The sequence below is a fragment of the Brevundimonas sp. GW821-FHT02A10 genome (genome assembly GCF_059422025.1).
Genome location: NZ_JBWKWC010000006.1, coordinates 60,648 through 81,599, shown reverse-complemented (window position 1 = coordinate 81,599; position 20,952 = coordinate 60,648). Strand labels below are relative to the sequence as shown.

Below are 20,952 nucleotides of genomic sequence, written 5' to 3'. Positions count from 1 at the left end.
AATTCCTTGCCCTGCAAGGGTAATTCCACTCGTTTAGCGCGCGCGTCCCGCATGCGAGACAATGCGTCACCTTGTCATGAGGCGCTTCAGGCCCCAACTGAAAGCTTCACCACAATCAGACCCACGAGCCCCCTCAAGGAGCGCCGATGCCGCATGCCGACAGCCTGATCCTCACCCTGGTCGGGGGCTTCGTCCTCGCCTTCGTGTTCGGCATGCTGGCGAACCGGCTGAAACTGTCGCCTCTGGTCGGCTATCTGGTGGCGGGCATCATCGTCGGGCCGCATACGGCCGGGTTCGTCGCCGATACGGAGCTGGCGCCCCAGCTGGCCGAGATCGGCGTCATCCTGCTGATGTTCGGCGTCGGCCTGCACTTCTCACCCGCCGACCTGATGAAGGTCCGCAAGGTCGCCGTGCCCGGGGCTCTCGTTCAGATCGGCGCCGCGACCGCGCTCGGCTGGGGGCTGGGCCGGTTGCTCGGCATGGGCGATCTGGAGGCGGCGCTGATGGGCTTCGCGCTGTCGGTGGCCTCGACCGTCGTGCTGTTGCGCGCGCTGGAGGAGCGGCGGCAGGTCAAGGGCGAGATCGGCGGCATCGCCGTCGGCTGGCTGATCGTCGAGGATCTGGTCATCGTCATCGCCCTGGTCATGCTGCCACTGCTGATCGTCCAGCCTGGCCATGAACTCAGCGGCGCCGAACTGGCCAAGTCGATCGGCTGGACGCTGGGCAAGGTCGCAGTCTTCGTCGGCGCCATGCTGTTCATCGGCCCGCGCGTCCTGCCCTGGGTGCTGGTCCGGATCGCCCACACCAAGTCGCGCGAGCTGTTCACCCTCGGCGTTCTGGCTATCGCCCTGGGCATCGCCTTCATCGCCTACTGGATGTTCCACTCCTTCGCGCTCGGCGCCTTCCTGGCCGGTCTGGTGCTGAACTCCTCGCCGCTGGGTCACAATGCGGCCGAGCGGTCCCTGCCCCTGCGCGACGCCTTCGCCGTGCTGTTCTTCGTCTCGGTGGGGATGCTGTTCGACCCGATGATCCTGGTGAACAAGCCGCTGACCGTGCTCGGCATCCTCGGCATCGTCATCGTCGGCAAGGCCGTAGCGGCCCTGGCCATCACCTTCGCCTTCAAGCTCGACAAGGCGACAAGCCTGACCATCGCAGCCAGCCTGGCCCAGATCGGGGAGTTCAGCTTCATCCTCGCCGCGCTGGGCGTCTCTCTCGGCGCGCTGAGCCAGCAGACCCACGACCTGATCCTGGCCGCCGCCCTGCTGTCGATCTCGCTGAACCCCTTCGTCTTCGCCCTGACTGATCGTCTTGGCGGCAAGCCGAAGCCCCCCGCCCCGGTCGCGGACAAGCCGGTGAAGCTGGTGGACGTGGTCTAGGTCTGTTCGCCCGTCGAGGCGCGGAAGGCCCGTGGCGTCACACCGACCTCGGCCTTGAAAGCGCGATTGAACGGCCCGACCGAGCCGAAGCCGCAGTCGAAGGCGATGTCGAGGATCGGCCGGCGAGCCGGGTCGCGCAGCAGCGCCTTGGCCCGCTCAATGCGGTGGTGGTTGATCATCCGGTTGAAGTTCTCGAAGCCGAGCACACCGGTGACGCATTGGGAGACCCGGTATTCGGGCTGGCCCAGACGGGCGGCGACGTCGGCGACCTTCAGGTTCGGCTCGGCGTGGATCTGCTGTTCCTTCAGAAGCCGCAGGATACGGGCGGCGAGCTCCTGATCCTCGGCCGTCGGCGCACGCCGCGTGGGCCGCGCCAGCTCAGCCAGCGGATGCCGCAGCCGCCACGCGATCGCCGCCGCCCCGGCGACGAGGCCGCCCAAAGCGCAACCGCTGTTGATCAGGTCCAGCCGATACGCCGCAGCCGCCGTCACCGCCGGGCCGTGCGGGGCCAGGATCGAAACCGTGACCAGGGCCGCATAGACGATCACGAAGGCGAGCCGGAACCGCTTCTCACTCTGCGGCAAGTCGCGCCGGTAACGATGGAAGGGCTCGAAGAAGGTCAGCAGCAGGGCCGCTGATCCACTGAGGGCATAGATATTCTCAGCGGTCTGGCGCGGGCCCGTCGGCAAGGACAGCACCGTCAGGGCGCCGCTGACGACCAGAACCAGCACCACGATCCGGGGCCACCAGGCGTCGTGCTTCGCCGAATCGAACAGGGCGCGCGCGATCAGCCAGGCCCAACCGCAGGCGCCTAACCCGATCATGTCGAGCAGGTGCCCGGCCAATCCGCCCGCGCCGTTCAGCACATGGCCGACGGCATAGCAGGCGAACGACACCGCCATGGCGATCCCATAGGCGGCCAGTCGGCCGGGCGCGCGCCACGGGCCGGTTGTCCCTGAGGTCATAGAGGCGGTCGTCATCGCCATCCGGTCATCCCGTCGGCCGCGATCGTCGCGGTCTTTCGCACTGTGTCGGTCCGCCGCCCCCGGCGTCAAACCCCTCGCCCAACTCTTTCTGGCCGATTTTCAAATCGGCGAGACGGCAGAGATATCCGACCTGCAGCGTCGGCGAGACCCTGTCCCGGGGTCGTGTCCGGAGCCCTCATGTCGACCTCTCTCCCCCTGCCGCCTCCCCCCGTCGGCGCGAAACTGCTCAGCCGGGCGGGCGTCGCCTGGTTCGTCGTCGCCGCGGCCGGCCAGACGGCCTTCATCGTCTTCATTGTGTTGTTCTACGGCGTTCGCACCCTGTCGGGGCGTTTCGCGGCCTGGAACGACAAGCCCCTTATCACCGGCTATGTCGAGGGTGACGGCGTCGGCAATCTGGTGTTCGCCGCCCACGTCCTGCTGGCGGCGGTGGTGACGCTCGGCGGGCTGATGCAGCTGATACCGGCGCTAAGACGGCGCTTTCCCGCCCTGCACCGCTGGACCGGCAGAAGCTTTCTGGTCATCGCCTGCTTCCTGGCGCTCAGCGGCCTGTGGATGTCCGTGGCGCGCGGATCGTATCTGTCCGTCGTCTCCGCCGTGGCCATCGGCATCAACGGTCTGCTGATCCTGATCTTCGCCGGACTCGCCTGGCGTGAGGCGATCAGACGCCGGTTCGACAGCCATCGGCGCTGGGCCATGCGGGCCTTCATGGTGGTCAGCGGGGTCTGGTTCCTGCGGGTCGGGCTGATGGGCTGGGTCCTGATCAACCAGGGTCCCGTCGGCATGACCAAGACCATGTCGGGTCCTGCGGACATCGTCCTGACCTTCGGCAGCTATCTGATCCCGTTGGCGGTGCTGGAGCTCTATTTCATGGCTGGACGCAGCAGCTGGCTGATCTTCCGCATCGTCGTGGCCGGACTGGTGCTGGCCGCCGCCGCCTGGACGGCCCTGGGGTCGGTCGGAGCCTTCGCCCTGATGTGGGGGCCCTACCTCTGACAGAAAGGGGCGCGCCTCTCGCGAAGCGCGCCCCGAACCGTTCAGTCTTTATCCAGCGTCAGAGGACGCCGATCATGCTCGCGACCAGCGGGTGGCGGACGATGTCCTGTTCGGCGAGGCGCACCACCGAGATTTCCGGCACGGCTTCCAGACGCTGGGCGATGTCGGCCAGGCCCGAGAGCGAGGGCAGAAGGTCGGTCTGGCCCGGGTCACCGGTGACGACCATGGTCGAGTGCCAGCCCAGTCGCGTCAGCAGCATCTTCAGCTGGGTGTAGGTGCAGTTCTGGGCCTCGTCGATGACGATGAAGGCGTTGTTCAGCGTACGGCCGCGCATGTATCCGACCGGGGCGATCTCGATCAGACCCTCTGCCATGAGGGCCCCGACCCGCTTCATCGACAGCCGGTCCGACAGGGCGTCGTAGAGGGGCCGCAGATAGGGGGCCAGCTTGTCTTCCATGGCGCCCGGCAGGAAGCCGATCGACTCCCCGGCCTCGACGGCGGGGCGGCTCAGGACGATGCGGCCGACCTTGCCGGCCTCCAGCGCCTCGACCGCCTTGGCCACGGCCAGATAGGTCTTGCCGGTGCCTGCCGGGCCGAGCGCCACGCACAGGTTGGAGGTGTCGATGGCGTTCAGAAGCTCGGCCTGCCCTTCGGACTTGGGTTTCAGGGTCTTCAGATAGCCCTGGTCCCGATCGTTCGAGGGATGGGGCGACCATGCGGCCTGATGACTGTTGTTGTGCGATGTCGGCAGACGGCGGATTTTCGAATCCTCGATGAACGAGCTGGAATCGAAAACGCCTTCACGAGCTTGGCGCTTCAGGGCTGCACGCTTGGTCATGATTGCCTCCAGGGCATGAAAAAAGGCGATGCTTCAAAAGCATCGCCTCGAACGACGGTGGGGAGGAGAAGGGAAGCGGCGATACGCCGTCCGGGGTCGGAAGAGAGGCCAATCTCCGGCGAGGACTCTCGCCGCCGAACCGAACGCGTCACTCACGTTCCCCTGGGCTAGACCGGACCGGGCTTGATCCGGTTACGGATCCGGGACCAGAAAGACCGGTCTCGAATCGCATCAACACTTTGATGCTAACGTGGTTTACGAGAGCTTAAAGCGCTCTTTTTCCTTAGATGTGACGGTGTTGTGATGACTGTGTATTCGCTTGGCGACAAGAAACCGCAGCTTCCACCCGAGGGGGAATACTGGATAGCGCCCAATGCTGTGGTGCTAGGGGACGTGATTCTGAAACCGGGCGCCAGCGTCTGGTTCGGGTCCGTGCTGCGCGGTGACACGGATATCCTGACAGTGGGTGAAAACAGCAACATCCAGGACCTCAGCGTCCTGCACGCCGACGCCGGCGTGCCCCTGACCATCGGGGCGAACGTCACTGTGGGGCACAAGGTCATGCTTCACGGCTGCACCATCGGCGACAACAGCCTGATCGGCATCGGGGCCGTGGTTCTGAACGGGGCGGTGATCGGGAAGAACTGCCTGATCGGGGCCAACGCCCTGATCACCGAGGGCAAGGTCATTCCGGACGGATCGATGGTCGTGGGCCAGCCCGGCAAGGTGGTGAAGGAACTGAACGAGGGGCAGATCGCCGCGCTCGAGATGTCGGCGCAGCACTATGTCCAGAACTGGAAGCGGTTCGCGGCGGAGCTGAAGCCGCTCTGACCTACTGCGTCCTCGCCGCCAGCGGATAGGCGATGATCAGGACCAGGGGCTCCTCGCCGACCTGTTTGATGCCGACGTCGGCGCCTTCATAGAGATAGGCGGCGGTCTCCGGACCCATGGTCTCGGTGCGGCCGTCCGAGGCCACTTCCCCCTGCCCGCTGACGACATAATAGATCTCGTCATGGGTGAGGACGTGCAGGCCGATGGTCGCGCCCGGGTGCAGGACGCGCTTGCGGAACTCGAAGTTCCGGCCCGGAGCCGCGTCCGACAGGCGGAAGGCGGTGCTGCGACCCACGCCGTTGTGCGGCGGCGGCGACTGCTCGACCTGCACATCGGTTTCCTTCACCACAACCATCGGGCGCGGCTCGGCGGTTTGGGCGATCAGGGCGGCGGCGAACAGTCCGGCGAGGATCATGGCGGGTCTCCAGAGTCGAGGCCGCAAGACTAGCCCGCAATGACACCGGTGGACACTGCGACCGGTCGCCCTACTGAGAAGGAGCGACCTCATAGGCGGAGACGTGGTTCAGGGCGATCACCCAACGGCCGTCGATCTTGCGGAAGAGCCGGGTGTTGATCCCCTCCATCGGCCGCTCAGGCCGGTCCAGCCGGTAATGGCCGATCAGCTGGGCGGCGTCGGGGGCCAGGAACTCCACCGTCATGTCATAGAAGGTCAGGGTTCCGCGGCTCTCCGGCGTCGGGCCGTAGTTGCGGATGTAGTCGTCCAGCGCGCCCTGCCAGCCGTTCTTGATCTTCCCACCCGAGACGAAGACCACGTCGGGGTTCTTGAAGCCCTGCATGTAGCCCCGGTAGTCACCCCGATTCCACGCCGCCTGCATATCGGAGACGACGGTCAGGATGGCGGCGCGTTCGGTCGTCTCATCGAACGCCTCCTGCGCCCGTAGCGGGGCGGCGAAGGCAAAACACAGGATGAGTGCGGCGAGGACGGTGCGGATCACGGGGCGGGCCTCAGCTGCGTTTTCAACCACCGCGCCGCGGCTGCGGGAGATTGCTTGTTCGTGTCGCCGTCGACCTGCTGGTTCGCCTCGCGCATGGCCTCGACGGAGACGGCGCCGATCAAGGGCTCGAGGGCCGCGCGCAGCCGGGCGTCGTTCGCCCGCTTCGGCGCGATCAGGATCAGGGCGTCATAGGGCGGGATCGCGCCCTTCGGATCGGCCAGGACGACCAGATCATCCGCCGCGATCCGCCCGTCGCTGGAGAAGGCGGAGATGACGTCCACGTCTCCGTCGACCACCGCCCGGTACATGAAGGTCGACTGGTACTGTTTCTGCTGCCGGAAGTTCAGGCCGTAGCCGGTCTTCAGCGCGGTCCATTCGGGCCGGGAGAAGAACTCATAGTCGGCCCCGATGCTCAGGCTTTCCGAACGAGAGCCGAGGTCGTCGAGCGTCCGGATGTTCAGCGCCGCCGCCCGGTCGCGGCGCATGGCCAGGGCATAGGCGTTCTCGAAGCCGAAGCCGCCCAGGACGGTGATCCCGTGCTTGTCCTTGAGCCACTGCGTGACCTGTCTGGTGACTTCCTCCCGGCCCGGATTGTCGGTGTGGCCCATGGCCGTGCCCCAGACGGTGCCGGAATATTCGACATAGACGTCGATGTCGTTCTGGCTCAGGGCGCGCAGGATGACGGTGGAGCCGAGACCGCTACGCTCGGAGGCGTTCAGATCCTTCGCCTTCAGTTCGTCCGCCATCAGGGCCGAGAGGATGAACTGCTCCGAAAAGGTCTTGGAGCCGATCACATAGGTGGCGGGCTTGGGGATCAGGGTGGGGGCGACAGCCAGCGCGAGCCCGGCCAGCAGGACCGCGGCGCCCGCGATGACGCGCCTGCGGCTGCGCCTGGCCAGCCCGCTCTCGATCAGGCCAAGCAGCTGGTCAACGACCAGAGCCAACCCTGCCGAGGCCAGACAGCCGAACAGGACGAACACCCAGTTCTCGGTCTGCAGGCCGGTGAAGATGTAGTTGCCCAGCGACGTCTGGCCGATGGGCGTCGAGAGGGTCGCCGTTCCGATGACCCAGACGGCGCTGGTCCGCACCCCCGCCAGAATGACCGGCGCGGCCAGCGGCAGCTCGACGCGGAACAGGGACTGGCGCCGCGTCATGCCGACGCCCCGCGCTGCCTCCAGCAACGCTGGGTCGAGCCCGGTCAGGCCCGCGACCGTGTTCCGGACCATCGGCAGCATGGAATAGAGGGTCAGGGCCAGAAGCGCGGGCAGGAAGCCCAGCGCCGAGAAGCCGACGCCGAACAGGCTCTTCGTCAGGCCTGAAAGCCCCAGCAACAGCGGATAGAAGAGCGCCAGCAAGGCCAGGCTCGGAATGGTCTGGATCAGGCCCGATCCGGTCATCAGCGGCCAGCGCAGGGCGGGTCGTCGGCTGGCCAGCACCGCCAGAGGCAGGCTGATCGCCGCGCCGAGCAACAGGGCCAGGGCGCTCAGGATCACGTGCTGGCCCAGATAGTCGGGCAACCGCGCCCAAGCGGCGGCGACGGGGCTATCCATGCGCGCCCCCGAATTTCGAGGCGATCCGGGCGGCCTGCCGACGTGGGGCCTCCAGCAGGTCGTGGACATACGGGTCGACGCCCTCCCCCATCAATTCGGCGGGCGGCCCGGCTGCGACCAGACGTCCCTCACGCATCACGCCCAGCCGGTCGGCGGTCAGCAGGGCCTCGTTGACGTCGTGGGTGACCATGACCGTGGTCAGGCCCAGACTGTCGTGCAGACGGCGATAGGCCTCGGCGAGGCCATCGCGCGAGATTGCGTCCAGCGCCCCGAAAGGCTCGTCCAGCAGCACCAGCGACGGCCGCGCCGCCAGCGCCCGGGCGAAGGCGATGCGCTGCCTCTGGCCGCCCGACAGGCTGGCCGGAAGCCGGGCGCCCCAGACCCCGACCGGCAGTTCAACCAGATCCATCAGTTCGGCGACGCGCGCCGCGATCTCCGCCTCGGACCAGCCCAGCAGGCGCGGCGTCACCGCGACGTTTTCCGCCAAGGTCATATGCGGGAACAGGCCTGCTCCCTGAAAGACGTAACCGATGCCCCGCCTCAACTCCGGCGCGGGCGTCGCGGTGTTGAGCGCCCCGTCGATGCGGACCTCGCCCGCTTCGGGCTCGATCAGCCGGTTGATCATCTTGAGCAGGGTCGTCTTGCCCGAGCCCGAGCCGCCGATCAGGGCCAGGAACTCGCCCTTCGCCACCTCCAGCGACAGGTCCTTCACGGCCCATATCCGGCCGCCGTCGAACGACTTTCCGAGGCCGGACAGGATCAGGGCTGACGTCATCGGCGGCCTTTGGATGAGGAAGCTCCACAATGGGTCAGGTCGGAGCCCAAAGCGAGTGTTGTCGGAACGGGCCCGTCGTGGTGAATGGCGGCATGCGTATTTCGTTGCCGTCCATTGCCCTGTTGTGTCTCGTTGTGGGCGGCTGCTCGACCGCCGGACAGGTACAGCGCGGCTTCGGCGACGCCGTCACCGCGCCGCTGGTGGATCTGAACGTCCGCCGCGACCAGATCCCGACAGTGCTGCTGCAGGCCCAGGCCAACCCCTACGACCAGCGCAATCTGAACCAGTGCTCGACCGTCGGCGCCGAGGTGATGCGGCTGGATGAGGCGCTCGGTCCCGACCGCGACGAACCGCCGGCCCCGAACGGTTCGACCCTGAACGAACGGACTCAGGACGCCCTGGCCAAGGCCGCGCTGGACGCGATCAAGAACGCCGCGACCGACTTCATCCCCTATCGCAACTGGATCCGCATGCTGACCGGCGCCCAGGCCCGTTCGAAGACGGTTCAGGACGCTATCGAGGCCGGCCGCCTGCGCCGCGCCTTCCTCAAGGGACTGGGCATGCAGCTAAACTGCGCCCCGCCGGCCTCACCCGCTTGGTTCAGGCCGAGGGGCGGGAGCCAGCGCTAACGCGGGCGGCGGACCGTATCGCTGCGGTCGCCCCGGATCTGGACCGAGCCGTCCTTCGTGAAGGCCTCGAAGGAGGTCTTCTCGATATTCCGGAACTCGCCGGTCCTGTCCCAGTCCCAGTCGAAGGAGATTTTCTCGCCCTTGTGCGCGAACTTGCCGGACCAGTGGGCGAAGAAGGAATATTTGTCGCCGCCGATGATGATGACGTGCCGGTGCAGCGCCCTCTCGTTGCCGTCCGGGCGGGGCGCTTCCTCGAGGTAGGTGTTGTAGGCGTGGAAGCCTGACTTCTCGATGCGCATGATCAGTTCGACGTATGCCGGGCGTGGAAGTCGTGCCGGAACTGCTCGAACCGGCCGTGGGCGATGGCGTCGCGCATTGCGGCGGTCAGGGCCTGGAAGAAGGCGATGTTGTGCCAGCTCAGCAGCACCTTGCCGAGGATCTCGTCGGCCCGGACCAGATGGTGCAGATAGGCCTTGGAATACTGTGACGACGGCCCGTCGATGGTCGGGTCCAGCGGGTCCTGATCCTCGGCGAAGCGGGCGTTCTTGAGGTTGATCGGCCCGTCCCAGGTCCAGGCCTGACCGTGCCGCCCGGCCCGGGTCGGCAGGACGCAGTCGAACATGTCGACGCCGCGATACACCGCCTCGACCAGATCGATGGGCTTGCCCACCCCCATCAGATAGCGGGGGCGGTCGGCGGGCAGCATCTCGGGCGCATAATCCAGCACCTCGCACATGGCCTGATGCCCCTCGCCCACGGCCAGACCGCCGATGGCGTAGCCGTCGAAGCCGATCTCCTGCAGCTGTTCCGAGGACTGGCGACGCAGGTCCTCGAAGGTCGAGCCCTGCTGGATGCCGAACAGGCCCTGCGTCTCACGCACGCCGAAAGCGGCCTTGGAGCGCGCGCCCCAGCGGATCGACAGCTCCATCGCCTTGCGCGCGGCGTCCTTCTCGGCGGGGTAGGCGACGCACTGGTCCAGCTGCATCGAGATGTCGGCGCCGATCCGGTCGGCCTGGATCTCGATCGACCGTTCCGGCGACAGAACGTGTTTGGAGCCGTCGATATGGCTGGAGAAGGTCACCGCCTCCTCTTTCACCTTGGAAATGCCGGCGAGGGACATGACCTGAAAGCCGCCTGAATCGGTCAGGATCGGCTTGTCCCAACCCATGAACTTGTGGAGCCCGCCCAGACGCTCCATCCGCTCCGGCCCGGGGCGCAGCATCAGGTGATAGGTGTTGCCCAGAATGATGTCGGCGCCGGTTTGCTTGACCTGATCCACTGTCATCGCCTTGACCGTGGCCACGGTGCCGACGGGCATAAAGGCGGGGGTGCGGATGTCGCCGCGCGAGGTCTTCAGCACGCCGGTGCGGGCGCGGCCTTCGGTGGCGGAGATTTCAAACGGAAAGGGCAAAGCGGGATCCGGGCGTCTTCAGAGATCGGGCGTCATACAGGATCGCGTGGGGCGAAACTGTGAAAAAGCGATCCGCCGCCGTCAGCCGGCCTAGGCGATGATGTCCGGCAGGATCTGGCTCTCGATCTTCACGATCTCATCGCGCAGCTGCAGCTTCTTGCGCTTCAGCCGGGCGATACGCAGCTGGTCCGGGATCGGCATGTGACCCAGGGCCTCGATCGCCGCGTCCAGGTCGGCGTGCTCCTGCCGCAGATGCTTGACCTCGTCGTGCAGCGCCAGCTCGTCGTCGGTCAGGAAAGGTTGGTCGTCGTTCATGAATCAGTCCTGCCCTTCCCCCCGGAACGGCTGCTGGATTTATACCTGACCGGCGCTCAGGCCGGAAGGCGTTCCGAGAGCACGACCAACGCCGGACGAGGAATGACGCGGGCCCACAGACGCGCCGTCTCGACCAGCCCCTCGATGGCGCGGCGCGGCGGACCGGACGGCGCCGGGGCCAGGGCTTCCAGCGCCTCCAGCAGCTTGCGCTCGGCCAGAAGCTCCGCCGCCTTGATCTGTTCGCGCACGGCCTCGCGCGCGACGTCGTCCATGTCCGGGATCGGCGCCTTCAGGGTCCGGCGGATGGCGCGCAGCGGCGAGACGGCGCTCCCGTCCCAGGCCCGGGCGGTGTCGCAGGCGGCCTCGATGTCGTCCTCGTCAGGCTGGCGGCCAGTCTCCGCGACCCAGGCGGCCCACAGCAGCAGGGGCACATTCTGTTCGGCGGCGTCCTGCAGATGCAGACAGGCGTCTGCAACGCCCGGCGCCGCATAGGCCTTGAGCGCCCAATCCCAGAGGCCGCTCATTCTTCTGCAGGGCCCTTGAGACCGTCCCAGCGCTTCACCGGCGACCAGTCGAGCCCAAACAGGTCCAGCGCTCGCCCGACGGACTGGTCCACCATCTCGGCGATGGAGGAGGGCTTGGCATAGAAGGCCGGCAGAGGTGGGGCGATGGTCGCGCCCATCTCGGCCAGGGCGGTCATGGTCCTGAGGTGGCCCAGGTGCAGCGGCGTCTCGCGCACCATCAGCACCAGCGGCCGCCGTTCCTTGAGCACGACGTCGGCCGCGCGGGTCAGGAGCGAGGACGTCACTCCCGTCGCGATCTCGCTCATGGTCCGCACCGAACAGGGCGCAACGATCATCCCCAGCGTGCGGAACGAGCCCGAGGCGATCGAGGCCCCTACGTCGTTCAGCCTGTGCGTCACATCGGCGCGGCCGGTCAGGTCGTCGGGCGTCAGATCGGTCTCCTGCGACAGGGTCAGCAGGGCCGCGCGGGTCACCACCAGATGGCTTTCGACATCCAGCTCTCGCAGGGCGTCCAGTACGCGGACGCCGTGGATCACGCCTGAAGCGCCTGAAACGCCGACCACAAGCCGGGGGCGTCCAGAGGTCGCAGGGTTCCGTACAGCTCCGTTCACATCAGGGTCCATTTTGGGGGTCAGACTCACCGGGTCCGGAGCAGTTTCAAGGCCTTGGCGACGTCACTCAACCGTGATTTCCCAGACCGCTGATCCGGGCGCTCACTGTGTGGTCCCTTAGACATGGAGGCGCAAGCCATGACCATCGAAGCTCGTATCCGCGAACTGGGAAATCGTCACCGCCAGCTGGATGAGACGATCCAGCGGGAGGTGGGCCACCCGGCTACGGATCCGCTGCAGGTCAGGGAGCTCAAGCGAAGAAAGCTCCGACTGAAGGAGGAGATTACCAGTCTCGAGGCCCGGGCGGGATAGCCCGGGGGTAGCAGTAGACGAGTGCGAAATTGGAAAGGCCCCGGGAGCGATCCCGGGGCCTTTTTGCTGTTCCGCTGCGGAAAGCCCTAGTCCTTGGTGCCGAAGACCGAAGCGGCGGTCGGTTCGGCGGTGCGGCGCTCGGCCGCCTCGGGGACGAACTCTTCTTCCTCGACGACTTCCGGTTCGACCGGCTGCAGGACGCCACCGCCCTTCTTGAGGTCGTCCTTGTTCTTCTTGGCCGCGGCCTTGGAGATCAGGTCGTCGAGCACCAGCTGACCGACCAGACCCAGGGTGACCGGATCGACCGGCTTGATGTTGGGGCTGTTCCAGTGGGTGCGGTTGCGCACGCTCTCGATCGTGGACTTGGTGGTGCCCAGCAGCTTGGCGATCTGTGCGTCGGTCACCTCGGGGTGGTTGCGCACGAACCAGGCGATGGCGTCCGGACGGTCCTGACGGCGCGACACCGGGGTGTATTTCGGGGCCGGCTTGTTGGACTTGAGCAGTTCGGCGTGACGGCTGACCACGGCCTGCATGCGGTAGTCGGCGTTGTCCTGGGCCTTGTCGAGTTCTTCGCGCGTCAGCTGGCCGCCGGTGATGGGATCGACGCCGCGGATGTCGCGGGCGACGTCGCCGTCGGCGATGCCGCGGACTTCCAGCGGGTGCAGGCCGCAGAAATCGGCGATCTGCTCGAAGGTCAGAGAGGTGTTATCCACCATCCAGACCGCAGTGGCCTTGGGCATGAGGATGTCGGTCATGGGCGTAAGTCCCGGAAGGTTCGACCCGATCTGGCGGGTTCTGGATACAACGGCGCCCGACCTTTCGGCCGGGCGCGATGGTCGGGATATAGGCCGTTTCGCTGCAAAAGAAAACGCTGCGTGACAAGAACTGTCATCGTCGTACAGCTACGGTTCAGGTTGAGTAGACGAGCGTGAGGATCAAGGCGGCTTCGGCCGCGCAGTCGTTCTGGAGGGAACACCATGTCGATCAAGACCAGCCTCTCAATTTCCGCCGCAGCCGTGGCCGCCCTGACCCTGCTGACCCCGATGTCGGCCAGCGCCCAGCGCGGCAACGGCGGCGGCCAGCCCGGCGGCAGCTATATCCAGAGCTGTTCGAACGCCCGAATTGATGGCGGCCGCCTGTATGCCGAATGCCGCACCAGCAGCCGCGGCTCACGCGTCAGCTCGATCGAATACGGCCGCTGCGTCGGCGACATCGGCAATAACGACGGCCTGCTGGTCTGCAACGGCGCCCAGGGCCGGTTCGAGAGCAACAACGGCGGCGGCAACAACGGTGGCGGCAATAACGGTGGTGGCTGGGGCGGCGGGAACAACGGCCGCCTCCCCAACGGCAGCTATGCCCAGAGCTGCAACGACGCCCGCATCCAGAACGGCCGCCTCTACGCCCAATGCCTCGACACCCGCCGCGACCGTCGCTCGACTTCGATCGAGTTCGGCCTGTGCCGTGGCGATATCGGCAACAGCAATGGCCTGCTGACCTGCACCGGCACGCTCGGCCGGTTCGAACGTGATGACCGTCCCGGCAACGGCGGGGGCAACAACGGCGGCGGCTGGGGCGGCGGCAACGGCCCGGGCAACGGCGGCCCCGGCGGTGGCTGGGGCGGCCGCAACTCGATCACCGTCTATGAGGACGCCAATTTCCGCGGCGCCTCGGCGACCTTCAATGGCGAAATGCCCAACCTCGGTCGTCGCCAGCTGAACGACAACATCAGCTCCATGCAGATGAACGGAACCTGGGAAGTCTGCACGGATCCCTATTTCAGGGGCACCTGCCAGACCTTCACCGGTGACGTCCGCAACCTGAACTCGTCGATGGTCAACGACCGGATCTCGTCGCTGCGTCCCGTTCGCGGCTGGTAGGCTTCAGACCGTCAGGACCACCTTGCCGATGTGATGGCCCGCCTCCAGCCGGAGGTGGGCCTGATCGGCCTGTTCCAGCGGGAAGGTCGCCTCCACCGGAGGTCGCACCGCCCCGGACTCCACCCACGGCCAGACGGTCGCCTCGACTGCCGCCGCCAGCCGCGCCTTCTCGTCGGCAGGCCGCGCCCTCAGCGTCGAGCCGGTCAGGACGATGCGCTTCATCATCAGTTCCGAGAGATTGACCTCGGCCTTGGCGCCCGAAAGCGTGGCGATCACCACCCAGCGGCCGAAGGGCTTGAGCGCCTTCAGGTTCAGGGCGGCGTAGTCGGCGCCCACCATGTCCAGCACCACATCGACCCCGCCCGCCTCGGCCAGGGCTGCGGCCAGATCATCCGTCTTCGCATCCAGGCTGATGTCGGCGCCCAGCGCCTTCGCCGCCGCCGTCTTCTGCGGCCCGCGCGAGGTGGCGATGACCCGGGCGCCCGCCGCCTTGGCCATCTGGATGGCCGTGACGCCGATACCGCTGGTCGCGCCATGGATCAGCAGGGTCTCGCCGGCCTTCAGCGCCCCACCCTCGAAGACATTGGTGAAGACGGTGAAGACGGTCTCCGGCAAGGCCGCGGCCTGAATGAAATCCAGCCCCTCCGGGATCGGCAGGGCGTGCCGGGCGTCGACCACCGCGTATTCGGCATAACCGCCCCCGCCCAGCAGGGCGCAGACCCGGTCGCCGGTCTTCCAGCGGTTGACGCCCTCCCCCACCTGATCCACCTCGCCCGCGACCTCAAGGCCCAGAATGTCCGGCGCGCCGGGCGGTGCGGGATAGTAGCCCAGGCGTTGCAGCAGGTCGGGACGATTGACCCCGGCGGCCTTTACCCGGATGCGGATCTGTCCGGGACCGACCTGCGGATCGGCGCGTTCGCCCGGCTTCAGGGCCTCGGCGGGACCGGCGCCGCCGGTGATCTCGATCGTCCGCATTCGGGCAAACCTTGCAATCAGGATGAGGTGAGCGCTCAGATAGTCGTCCGTACCGGCCCTGACCATGGAGGCGACGATGACGTTCGAAGATCTGGAGCCCCGTTCGGGACGCGGCGCGACCCTGACCGCCCTCGCCAAGGAAGACCTGGACCTCTATTCGGTGGAAGAGCTGAACGAGCGGATCGAGGCCCTGCAGGCCGAAATCGACCGGGCCCGGGCCGCCATCGACGGCAAACAGGCCAAGAAAAACGCCGCCGACGCCCTGTTCAACTTCCGCTCCTGACAGAACACAGATGACGGTTTTGGTGGGGATGGACGTCCCGGAATGGTTTTCGCGCGTCCCCGTTCATGGCATGGCGGTTGCACACCCGATCACAGCGGCGCCGTTGTGCGCTGAAAACGAGACGGACGCGCACGATTTCCATGAGTATGATTGAGTTGATGGCCAGCGACGATTCCCAGTCCGGCGACCCGACCCGCGCGCGCAGCCGTGCGGCGGAGATCCATGATTTCGCCCGTTCGGAACTGTTCGAGCGCACCTTCCGCGAAGGCATGGAGCTGGTCGAGGACACCGCCTCCTATCTCGACGGCGACGGTCGTCGCGAATCCAAACTGCTGTCGCGCGCCGCGGCCTTGGCCTATGCCGCCGAAAGCATGAAGCTGACGACCCGGCTGATGCAGGTCGCCTCCTGGCTGCTGGTCCAGCGCGCCGTCCGTGAAGGCGACATGGAGCCCGAGGCCGCCTGCGATGCCCGCTATCGTTTGACCGCCCGCCCGCTGGAAAGCGAGCCGAGCCACGCCGAACTGCCCATCGCCCTGATCGAATATGTCGTCCGGGCCGAGAAGCTGCACGACCGGGTGCTGTATCTGGACCGCCGCATGTATCTGGACGCCCCCGCCGAGGCGGAGGCGAATCCGGTCCTCAGCCAGCTGGGCATGCTGGAAGCGGCCTTCCGCTCCTAAGGCCTGCCCCCGTCTCAAGGCTCCGTGGTGCGCGCGGGCGATCCGCGCTAACCTCGATTCATGGTCAAACCTCCCCGCCGCCCGTCCGGTCCCTCGACCGGCGGCCTTCCCGACAAGGAAACCCTGCTGCGCTTTCTGCGCGAGGCGGGTGAAGCCGACAAATCCGATCTGGCCCGCGCCTTCGGCCTGAAAGGCGCGGAACGCCGCGCCCTGCGCGAAATGCTTCGCGAGCTTGAGGCTGAAGGAAAGCTGGGCAAGCGCGGCAAGAAGGGCTTCTCCGAGGCCGGCGCCCTGCCCCCCGTCGGCGTGGTCGATGTGGTCGAGAAGGATATCGACGGCGAACTCTATGTCCGGCTGGTCGAGGCCGCCGCCGACGCCCCGCGCGCCGTCCTGATCCCCGACAAGTCCGGCAAGACCGGCCCGGCGCCCGGCATGGGCGACCGCCTGCTGGTCAAGTTCGAGCGCGGAAACGACGGCTGGGAGGCCCGCGTCGTCAAGAAGCTGGACAACGGTCACGGTCGCATTCTGGGGGTTATCCGCAAGTCGAACCGCGAAACGCGGGTCGAGCCCGTCGACCGTCGCTCCAAGGACGTGCTGTTCATCCCGCCTCTGCTGGCCGAGGACCTGCGCGACGGCGACCTGGTCCTGGCCACGGCGGAGAAGTCCGACCATCGCCACGGCCCCAGGCGCGGCAAGATCCTCGAGGTCATCGGCAAGGAGGATGATCCCCGCGCCGCCTCCCTGATCGCCATCTACGCCCACGGCGTCCCGACCGGCTTCTCCGAGGCCGTCGAGAAGGAGGCAGAAAACCAGGACCTGCCCACGCTGAAGGGCCGCGACGACCTTCGCGACATCCCCTTCGTCACCATCGATCCGGCCGACGCCCGCGACCACGACGACGCCGTCTTCGCCCAGCGTGACGAGGATGAGAAGAACCCCGGCGGCTGGATCGTCTGGGTCGCCATCGCCGACGTCGCCGCCTATGTCCGCCCCGGCACGGCGCTCGACCGCGAGGCCCGGGCCAAGGGCAATTCCACCTACTTCCCCGACCGCGTCGAGCCCATGCTGCCCGAGCGGCTGTCGAACGGCCTGTGCAGCCTCAAGGAAGGCGAAAACCGCGCCACCCTGGCCGTGCGCATGGTTTTCGACAAGGAGGGCAAGAAGACGGGCCACAAATTCCATCGCGGCCTGATGCGCAGCCACGCCAAGCTCTCTTACGAGCAGGCCCAGGCCGCTATCGACGGGGTCGAGAACGGCGGCGGGACGGACGACACGACGGGTCCGATCATGGACACGATCCTGTACCCGCTGTGGAACGCCTATCACACGATGCTGAAGGGCCGGCTGAAGCGCAGCCCGCTGCAGATCGAAAGCGCCGAACGCCGCATCCTGATGGGCAAGGACGGGGGCATCGCCGCCATCGTCCCGCGCAAATCCCTTGAGGCCCACCGGCTGATCGAGGAGATGATGATCCAGGCCAACGTCTGCGCGGCGGAAACGCTCGAGCAGAAGAAGGTCCCCCTGATCTACCGTGTCCACGAGGCGCCCAGTCAGGAGAAGATCTTCAACCTGGCCGACTTCCTGACCACCATCGCCATGCCCTGGAACAAGGGCGAGCCGGCGACGACCAAGCGGTTCAACAAGCTGCTGGACCAGACCCGCGACGGCCCGCACGCCGACGTCGTCAATGAGGTCGTGCTGCGCAGCCAGATGCAGGCGGTCTATTCGCCGGACAACGTCGGCCACTTCGGCCTGCACCTCGACCGCTACGCCCACTTCACCTCGCCGATCCGGCGCTATTCCGACCTGATCGTGCACCGGGGCCTGATCCGCGCGCTGAAACTGGGCTCGGACGGACTGACGGACCGCGAGATCGCCGAGCTGCAGGCCATCGCGGAGCAAGTCACCCAGACCGAGCGCCGCTCCATGGCCGCCGAGCGCGACGCCATGGACCGCTATGTCGCCGCCTTCCTCGAGGACCGGGTCGGGGCGACCTTCGACGGGCGCATCACCGGCGTGACCCGCTTCGGCCTGTTCGTGCGGCTGGAGGAGACCGGCGCCGACGGCCTCGTGCCCGTCTCCTCGCTGGGCGACGAATACTTCACCCACGACGATCGCGCCCACGCCCTGGTCGGCGAACGCTCGGGCCAGCGCTATACCCTGGGCCGCGCCGTGCAGGTGAAGCTGAAGGAGGCCACCCCGGTCACCGGCGGCCTGCTGTTCGAGATGCTGTCCGATCCCGAGCCCCGCGACCCCAACGCCCCCGCCCCCCGTTACGGCGTCCGCGCCCGCGATCGCGGTCCCGGCGGCAACGGCCCGCCCAAGCGCGGCTCCGGCCGTCCCGGCGGTCCCAAGCCTCCGCGTGGGGGCAAGCCCTCCGGCGGACTGAAGGGCGTGAGAAAGGGCAAGCGCAAATGACGGTTCGACTGATCGGCGTCTCCGGCAGCCTGCGCGCCGGCTCCTTCAACACCGCCCTGCTGCATGCGGCGCAAGGCATGACCCCGCCCGACGTGGAGCTGGTCGCGGGCTCGATCGAGGGCATCCCGCTCTACAACGGCGATCTGGAACGGGATCAGGGCATCCCTCCCGCCGTCACGGTGCTCAAGGACCTGATCGTCGGCGCTGACGGCCTGATGCTGTTCACGCCCGAGTACAACAACGGCATCCCCGGGGTGTTCAAGAACGCCATCGACTGGCTCAGCCGCCCCTCGTCCGACATCGGGCGCATCTTCGGCGGACGTCCCGTGGCGGTGCTGGGCGCCTCGCCCGGCGGATTCGGCACCATCCTGTCACAGGCCGCCTGGCTGCCCGTTCTGCGCACCCTCGGCGCCGACCACTGGGCCGGAGAGCGGCTGATGGTCCAGCGCGCCGGTTCGGTCTTCAACGAGAACGGAGAGCTGACCGACGAGGCCGTCAAACGCCGCCTCGCCGCCTTTGTCGCGGGCTTCGCCGGCCACTGCGAACGCGTGAAGGTCGGCTAGGCCAGCCGCTCCGTCAGGAAGTCGACGAACACCCGGACCCGCGCCGGCATATTGGCGCCGCCTACGAAGACCGCGTGGATCGGCTCGCGGTCGCCGGGATTGAAGGCCTCCAGCAGGGGGACCAGTCGCCCTTCGCGGATATCGTCCACGGCGCTGAACGCCCCGACCCGGGTGATCCCGACCCCGTCCCGCGCCAGCTGGGTCAGGGTCTCGCCGTTGTTGGCCTCGACCGGCCCATGCACCGTCAGGGCGAAGTCGCGCCCGTCGCGCCGGAACGGCCAGACCGGCTCGGCCCGGCGGAAGTTGAAGTTCAGGCAGTCGTGGGTCAGCAGGTCCTCCGGAACCCTCGGCTCGCCACGCCGCGCCAGATAGTCGGGCGAGGCGACCACCACCCGCCCGGTCTCGCCAAGCTTCCTCGCCGTCAGGCCGCTGTCGGCCAGCAGGCCGAAACGGATGGCCACATCCGCCTGCCCCGCCGCCACATCGACGAGCCCGTCGGTCAGGCCGATATCGACCAGAATGTGCGGATGAAGCGCGGTGAACTCCCGCAGCAACGGCACAATGACCAGCCGTCCGTGGGCCAGGGCGACACTGACCCTGAGCCGCCCCCTCGGCGCGCCCTGGTCGGCGACCGACTGCTCGGCGTCCTCGATATCGGCCAGAATGCGCCGCGCCGCCGCCAGATAGGACTGGCCTTCGGCGGACAGGGTCAGCTGCCGCGTGGTTCGCAGCATCAGCCGCACGCCCAGCCGGGTCTCGATGCGGTCGACGGTCCGCCCGACCGCCGAGGGCGTCAGCCCCAGCCGTCGTCCCGCCGCCGACAGGCTGCCCGCATCGACCACGGCGGCGAAGACCTCCATCTCCCGCGCCCGATCCGTTCCACCCGTGGGCGTCTGTGCGTTCAAAGCAAATATCCTTGGCCTGAGACCCCACTAAACCTGACCGGGCGCGTCGTCCATTTGTGCGCTGTCAAACAGTGCCGGCACACAATGGAGCGGTCAGTCATGGAATATCGTCAACTCGGCGCCTCGGGCCTGCGCGTGCCCGTTCTCAGCTTCGGCACGGGAACGTTCGGCGGCTCCGGCCCCTTGTTCGGCGCCTGGGGCACCAGCGACGTCGATGAAGCCCGCCGCCTGATCGACATCTGTCTGGAGGCCGGGGTCAATCTGTTCGACACCGCCGACGTCTATTCCGACGGCGCCTCCGAACGGGTGCTGGGCGAGGCCATCAGAGGTCGCCGCGATCAGGTCCTGATCTCAACCAAGACCGGCCTTCCCACCGACGACGGTCCCGGCGACTGGGGCGTGTCGCGCAGCCGGCTGATCCGTTCGGTCGAGGACGCCCTGAAGCGGCTCGGCACGGATCATATCGACCTCTTGCAGCTGCACGCCTTCGACGCCTCGACCCCGGCCGAGGAGTTGCTGGCCACGCTCGATACGCTCGTGAACTCCGGCAAGGTCCGCTACACCGGCGTTTCCAACTATCCGGGCTGGGCCCTGATGAAGGCGCAAGGCATCGCCGACCGCGACGCCCGCCCCCGGTTCGTCGCCCATCAGGTCTACTATTCCCTGATCGGCCGGGCCTATGAGGCCGACCTGATGCCGCTGGCGGCGGACCAGAACATCGGCGCCCTGGTCTGGAGCCCGCTCGGCTGGGGCCGGCTGACCGGCAAGATCCGTCGTGACGCCCCCATCCCGGCTGGCAGCCGGCTGCACGACACCGCCGTCTTCGCCCCGCCGGTCGACGACGAGCATCTCTATCGCGTCATCGATGCGCTCGAGGCCGTCGCCGCCGAGACCGGCAAGACGGTGCCCCAGATCGCCCTGAACTGGCTGCTGCAGCGCCCGACCGTGTCGTCAGTCATCATCGGCGCCCGCAACGAGGAACAGCTGCGCCAGAACCTCGGCGCGGTCGGCTGGAACCTGACGCCCGAACAGGTCGCGGTCCTCGACGCGGCCAGCGACGTCCTGCCCGCCTATCCCCACACCCCCTATCGCCAGCAGGCCGGCTTCGCCCGCCTCAACCCGCCGCTCGTCTGAGACGCCCAAC

Annotated in this window: 25 protein-coding genes; 11 read left to right on the top strand and 14 right to left on the bottom strand. The window is 67.4% G+C overall.

Annotation, left to right across the window (positions count from 1 at the left end; genetic code table 11):
• Nucleotides 1-146 precede the first annotated feature (146 nt).
• Complete coding sequence (locus AC07U0_RS15490) at nt 147-1,376, top strand: cation:proton antiporter domain-containing protein (protein WP_494720869.1); 1,230 nt, start codon at nt 147-149, stop codon at nt 1,374-1,376.
• Here the strand turns inward: AC07U0_RS15490 and AC07U0_RS15485 are convergent.
• The gene (locus tag AC07U0_RS15485) at nt 1,373-2,341 is read right to left on the bottom strand and encodes a helix-turn-helix domain-containing protein (protein ID WP_494720868.1); all 969 of its coding nucleotides are present in this window, start codon (nt 2,339-2,341) and stop codon (nt 1,373-1,375) included. The genes AC07U0_RS15490 and AC07U0_RS15485 overlap by 4 nt on opposite strands.
• A 198-nt stretch (nt 2,342-2,539) precedes the next feature.
• Here AC07U0_RS15485 and AC07U0_RS15480 point away from each other — a divergent pair, with 198 nt between their 5' ends.
• Complete coding sequence (locus AC07U0_RS15480; protein ID WP_494720867.1) at nt 2,540-3,355, top strand: DUF2306 domain-containing protein; 816 nt, start codon at nt 2,540-2,542, stop codon at nt 3,353-3,355.
• Nucleotides 3,356-3,413: 58 nt separating this feature from the next.
• On the opposite strand, the gene AC07U0_RS15475 is transcribed toward AC07U0_RS15480, so the two are convergent.
• Nucleotides 3,414-4,205 (bottom strand): PhoH family protein, encoded by a 792-nt coding sequence (locus AC07U0_RS15475; RefSeq protein ID WP_494720995.1) that lies wholly within the window; start codon nt 4,203-4,205, stop codon nt 3,414-3,416.
• Nucleotides 4,206-4,496: 291 nt separating this feature from the next.
• Between AC07U0_RS15475 and AC07U0_RS15470 the strand changes: the two genes are divergently transcribed.
• Nucleotides 4,497-5,024 (top strand): gamma carbonic anhydrase family protein, encoded by a 528-nt coding sequence (locus tag AC07U0_RS15470; RefSeq protein ID WP_494720866.1) that lies wholly within the window; start codon nt 4,497-4,499, stop codon nt 5,022-5,024.
• A gap of 1 nt (nt 5,025) precedes the next feature.
• On the opposite strand, the gene AC07U0_RS15465 is transcribed toward AC07U0_RS15470, so the two are convergent.
• The 4 genes from AC07U0_RS15465 to AC07U0_RS15450 form a co-directional block, all read right to left on the bottom strand.
• Nucleotides 5,026-5,439: a cupin domain-containing protein gene (locus AC07U0_RS15465; protein ID WP_494720865.1), complete on the bottom strand. Its 414-nt coding sequence runs from the start codon at nt 5,437-5,439 to the stop codon at nt 5,026-5,028.
• A gap of 70 nt (nt 5,440-5,509) precedes the next feature.
• A complete protein-coding gene (locus AC07U0_RS15460) occupies nt 5,510-5,980 on the bottom strand; it encodes a YybH family protein (protein WP_494720864.1) in 471 nt (156 codons plus the stop codon).
• Nucleotides 5,977-7,530 (bottom strand): ABC transporter permease/substrate-binding protein, encoded by a 1,554-nt coding sequence (locus tag AC07U0_RS15455; protein WP_494720863.1) that lies wholly within the window; start codon nt 7,528-7,530, stop codon nt 5,977-5,979. The genes AC07U0_RS15460 and AC07U0_RS15455 overlap by 4 nt, the downstream gene beginning before the upstream one ends.
• Nucleotides 7,523-8,305, bottom strand: a complete 783-nt coding sequence (locus tag AC07U0_RS15450) for an ATP-binding cassette domain-containing protein (RefSeq protein ID WP_494720862.1) — start codon at nt 8,303-8,305, stop codon at nt 7,523-7,525. Before AC07U0_RS15450 ends, AC07U0_RS15455 begins: the two co-directional genes overlap by 8 nt.
• Before the next feature lie 92 nt (nt 8,306-8,397).
• Here AC07U0_RS15450 and AC07U0_RS15445 point away from each other — a divergent pair, with 92 nt between their 5' ends.
• Nucleotides 8,398-8,934, top strand: coding sequence for a hypothetical protein (locus tag AC07U0_RS15445; protein ID WP_494720861.1), 537 nt, complete (start codon nt 8,398-8,400; stop codon nt 8,932-8,934).
• On the opposite strand, the gene AC07U0_RS15440 is transcribed toward AC07U0_RS15445, so the two are convergent.
• The 5 genes from AC07U0_RS15440 to AC07U0_RS15420 all read right to left on the bottom strand — a co-directional run bounded on the left by AC07U0_RS15440 (nt 8,931) and on the right by AC07U0_RS15420 (nt 11,807).
• A complete protein-coding gene (locus AC07U0_RS15440) occupies nt 8,931-9,233 on the bottom strand; it encodes a hypothetical protein (protein ID WP_494720860.1) in 303 nt (100 codons plus the stop codon). The two genes, AC07U0_RS15445 and AC07U0_RS15440, sit on opposite strands and share 4 nt — an antisense overlap.
• A gap of 2 nt (nt 9,234-9,235) precedes the next feature.
• Entirely contained in the window at nt 9,236-10,345 is a 1,110-nt protein-coding gene (tgt, locus tag AC07U0_RS15435) for a tRNA guanosine(34) transglycosylase Tgt (protein WP_494720859.1), read from the bottom strand.
• 90 nt (nt 10,346-10,435) lie between these two features.
• Nucleotides 10,436-10,660 (bottom strand): YdcH family protein, encoded by a 225-nt coding sequence (locus AC07U0_RS15430; RefSeq protein ID WP_207870958.1) that lies wholly within the window; start codon nt 10,658-10,660, stop codon nt 10,436-10,438.
• Between the two features lie 56 nt (nt 10,661-10,716).
• Nucleotides 10,717-11,184: a TIGR02444 family protein gene (locus AC07U0_RS15425; RefSeq protein WP_494720858.1), complete on the bottom strand. Its 468-nt coding sequence runs from the start codon at nt 11,182-11,184 to the stop codon at nt 10,717-10,719.
• Nucleotides 11,181-11,807 (bottom strand): UbiX family flavin prenyltransferase, encoded by a 627-nt coding sequence (locus AC07U0_RS15420; RefSeq protein WP_494720857.1) that lies wholly within the window; start codon nt 11,805-11,807, stop codon nt 11,181-11,183. The genes AC07U0_RS15425 and AC07U0_RS15420 overlap by 4 nt, the downstream gene beginning before the upstream one ends.
• Nucleotides 11,808-11,933: 126 nt before the next feature.
• Here AC07U0_RS15420 and AC07U0_RS15415 point away from each other — a divergent pair, with 126 nt between their 5' ends.
• Nucleotides 11,934-12,107, top strand: a complete 174-nt coding sequence (locus tag AC07U0_RS15415; RefSeq protein WP_494720856.1) for a YdcH family protein — start codon at nt 11,934-11,936, stop codon at nt 12,105-12,107.
• Nucleotides 12,108-12,193: 86 nt separating this feature from the next.
• Here AC07U0_RS15415 and AC07U0_RS15410 read toward each other — a convergent pair whose 3' ends face one another.
• Nucleotides 12,194-12,862, bottom strand: coding sequence for a DUF1013 domain-containing protein (locus AC07U0_RS15410; protein ID WP_494720855.1), 669 nt, complete (start codon nt 12,860-12,862; stop codon nt 12,194-12,196).
• A 222-nt stretch (nt 12,863-13,084) separates the two neighbouring features.
• Here AC07U0_RS15410 and AC07U0_RS15405 point away from each other — a divergent pair, with 222 nt between their 5' ends.
• On the top strand, nt 13,085-13,984 hold the full coding sequence (locus tag AC07U0_RS15405; RefSeq protein ID WP_494720854.1) for a beta/gamma crystallin-related protein: 900 nt from the start codon (nt 13,085-13,087) through the stop codon (nt 13,982-13,984).
• 3 nt (nt 13,985-13,987) lie between these two features.
• On the opposite strand, the gene AC07U0_RS15400 is transcribed toward AC07U0_RS15405, so the two are convergent.
• Nucleotides 13,988-14,959, bottom strand: a complete 972-nt coding sequence (locus AC07U0_RS15400) for an NAD(P)H-quinone oxidoreductase (RefSeq protein ID WP_494720853.1) — start codon at nt 14,957-14,959, stop codon at nt 13,988-13,990.
• 76 nt (nt 14,960-15,035) lie between these two features.
• Here AC07U0_RS15400 and AC07U0_RS15395 point away from each other — a divergent pair, with 76 nt between their 5' ends.
• From AC07U0_RS15395 to AC07U0_RS15380, 4 genes are all read left to right on the top strand, one after another.
• Entirely contained in the window at nt 15,036-15,242 is a 207-nt protein-coding gene (locus AC07U0_RS15395; RefSeq protein ID WP_494720852.1) for a DUF1192 domain-containing protein, read from the top strand.
• 146 nt (nt 15,243-15,388) lie between these two features.
• Entirely contained in the window at nt 15,389-15,922 is a 534-nt protein-coding gene (rcdA, locus tag AC07U0_RS15390; protein WP_494720994.1) for a protease adaptor protein RcdA, read from the top strand.
• Nucleotides 15,923-15,982: 60 nt separating this feature from the next.
• A complete protein-coding gene (rnr, locus tag AC07U0_RS15385) occupies nt 15,983-18,340 on the top strand; it encodes a ribonuclease R (RefSeq protein ID WP_494720851.1) in 2,358 nt (785 codons plus the stop codon).
• Nucleotides 18,337-18,903: an NADPH-dependent FMN reductase gene (locus AC07U0_RS15380; RefSeq protein WP_494720850.1), complete on the top strand. Its 567-nt coding sequence runs from the start codon at nt 18,337-18,339 to the stop codon at nt 18,901-18,903. The genes rnr and AC07U0_RS15380 overlap by 4 nt, the downstream gene beginning before the upstream one ends.
• Here the strand turns inward: AC07U0_RS15380 and AC07U0_RS15375 are convergent.
• Nucleotides 18,900-19,808 carry a LysR family transcriptional regulator gene (locus tag AC07U0_RS15375; protein ID WP_494720849.1) on the bottom strand — a complete coding sequence of 303 codons (909 nt, stop codon included), beginning with the start codon at nt 19,806-19,808 and terminating at the stop codon, nt 18,900-18,902. The genes AC07U0_RS15380 and AC07U0_RS15375 overlap by 4 nt on opposite strands.
• A 99-nt stretch (nt 19,809-19,907) precedes the next feature.
• Between AC07U0_RS15375 and AC07U0_RS15370 the strand changes: the two genes are divergently transcribed.
• Nucleotides 19,908-20,942, top strand: a complete 1,035-nt coding sequence (locus tag AC07U0_RS15370) for an aldo/keto reductase (protein ID WP_494720848.1) — start codon at nt 19,908-19,910, stop codon at nt 20,940-20,942.
• The last annotated feature ends 10 nt before the right edge of the window (nt 20,943-20,952 follow it).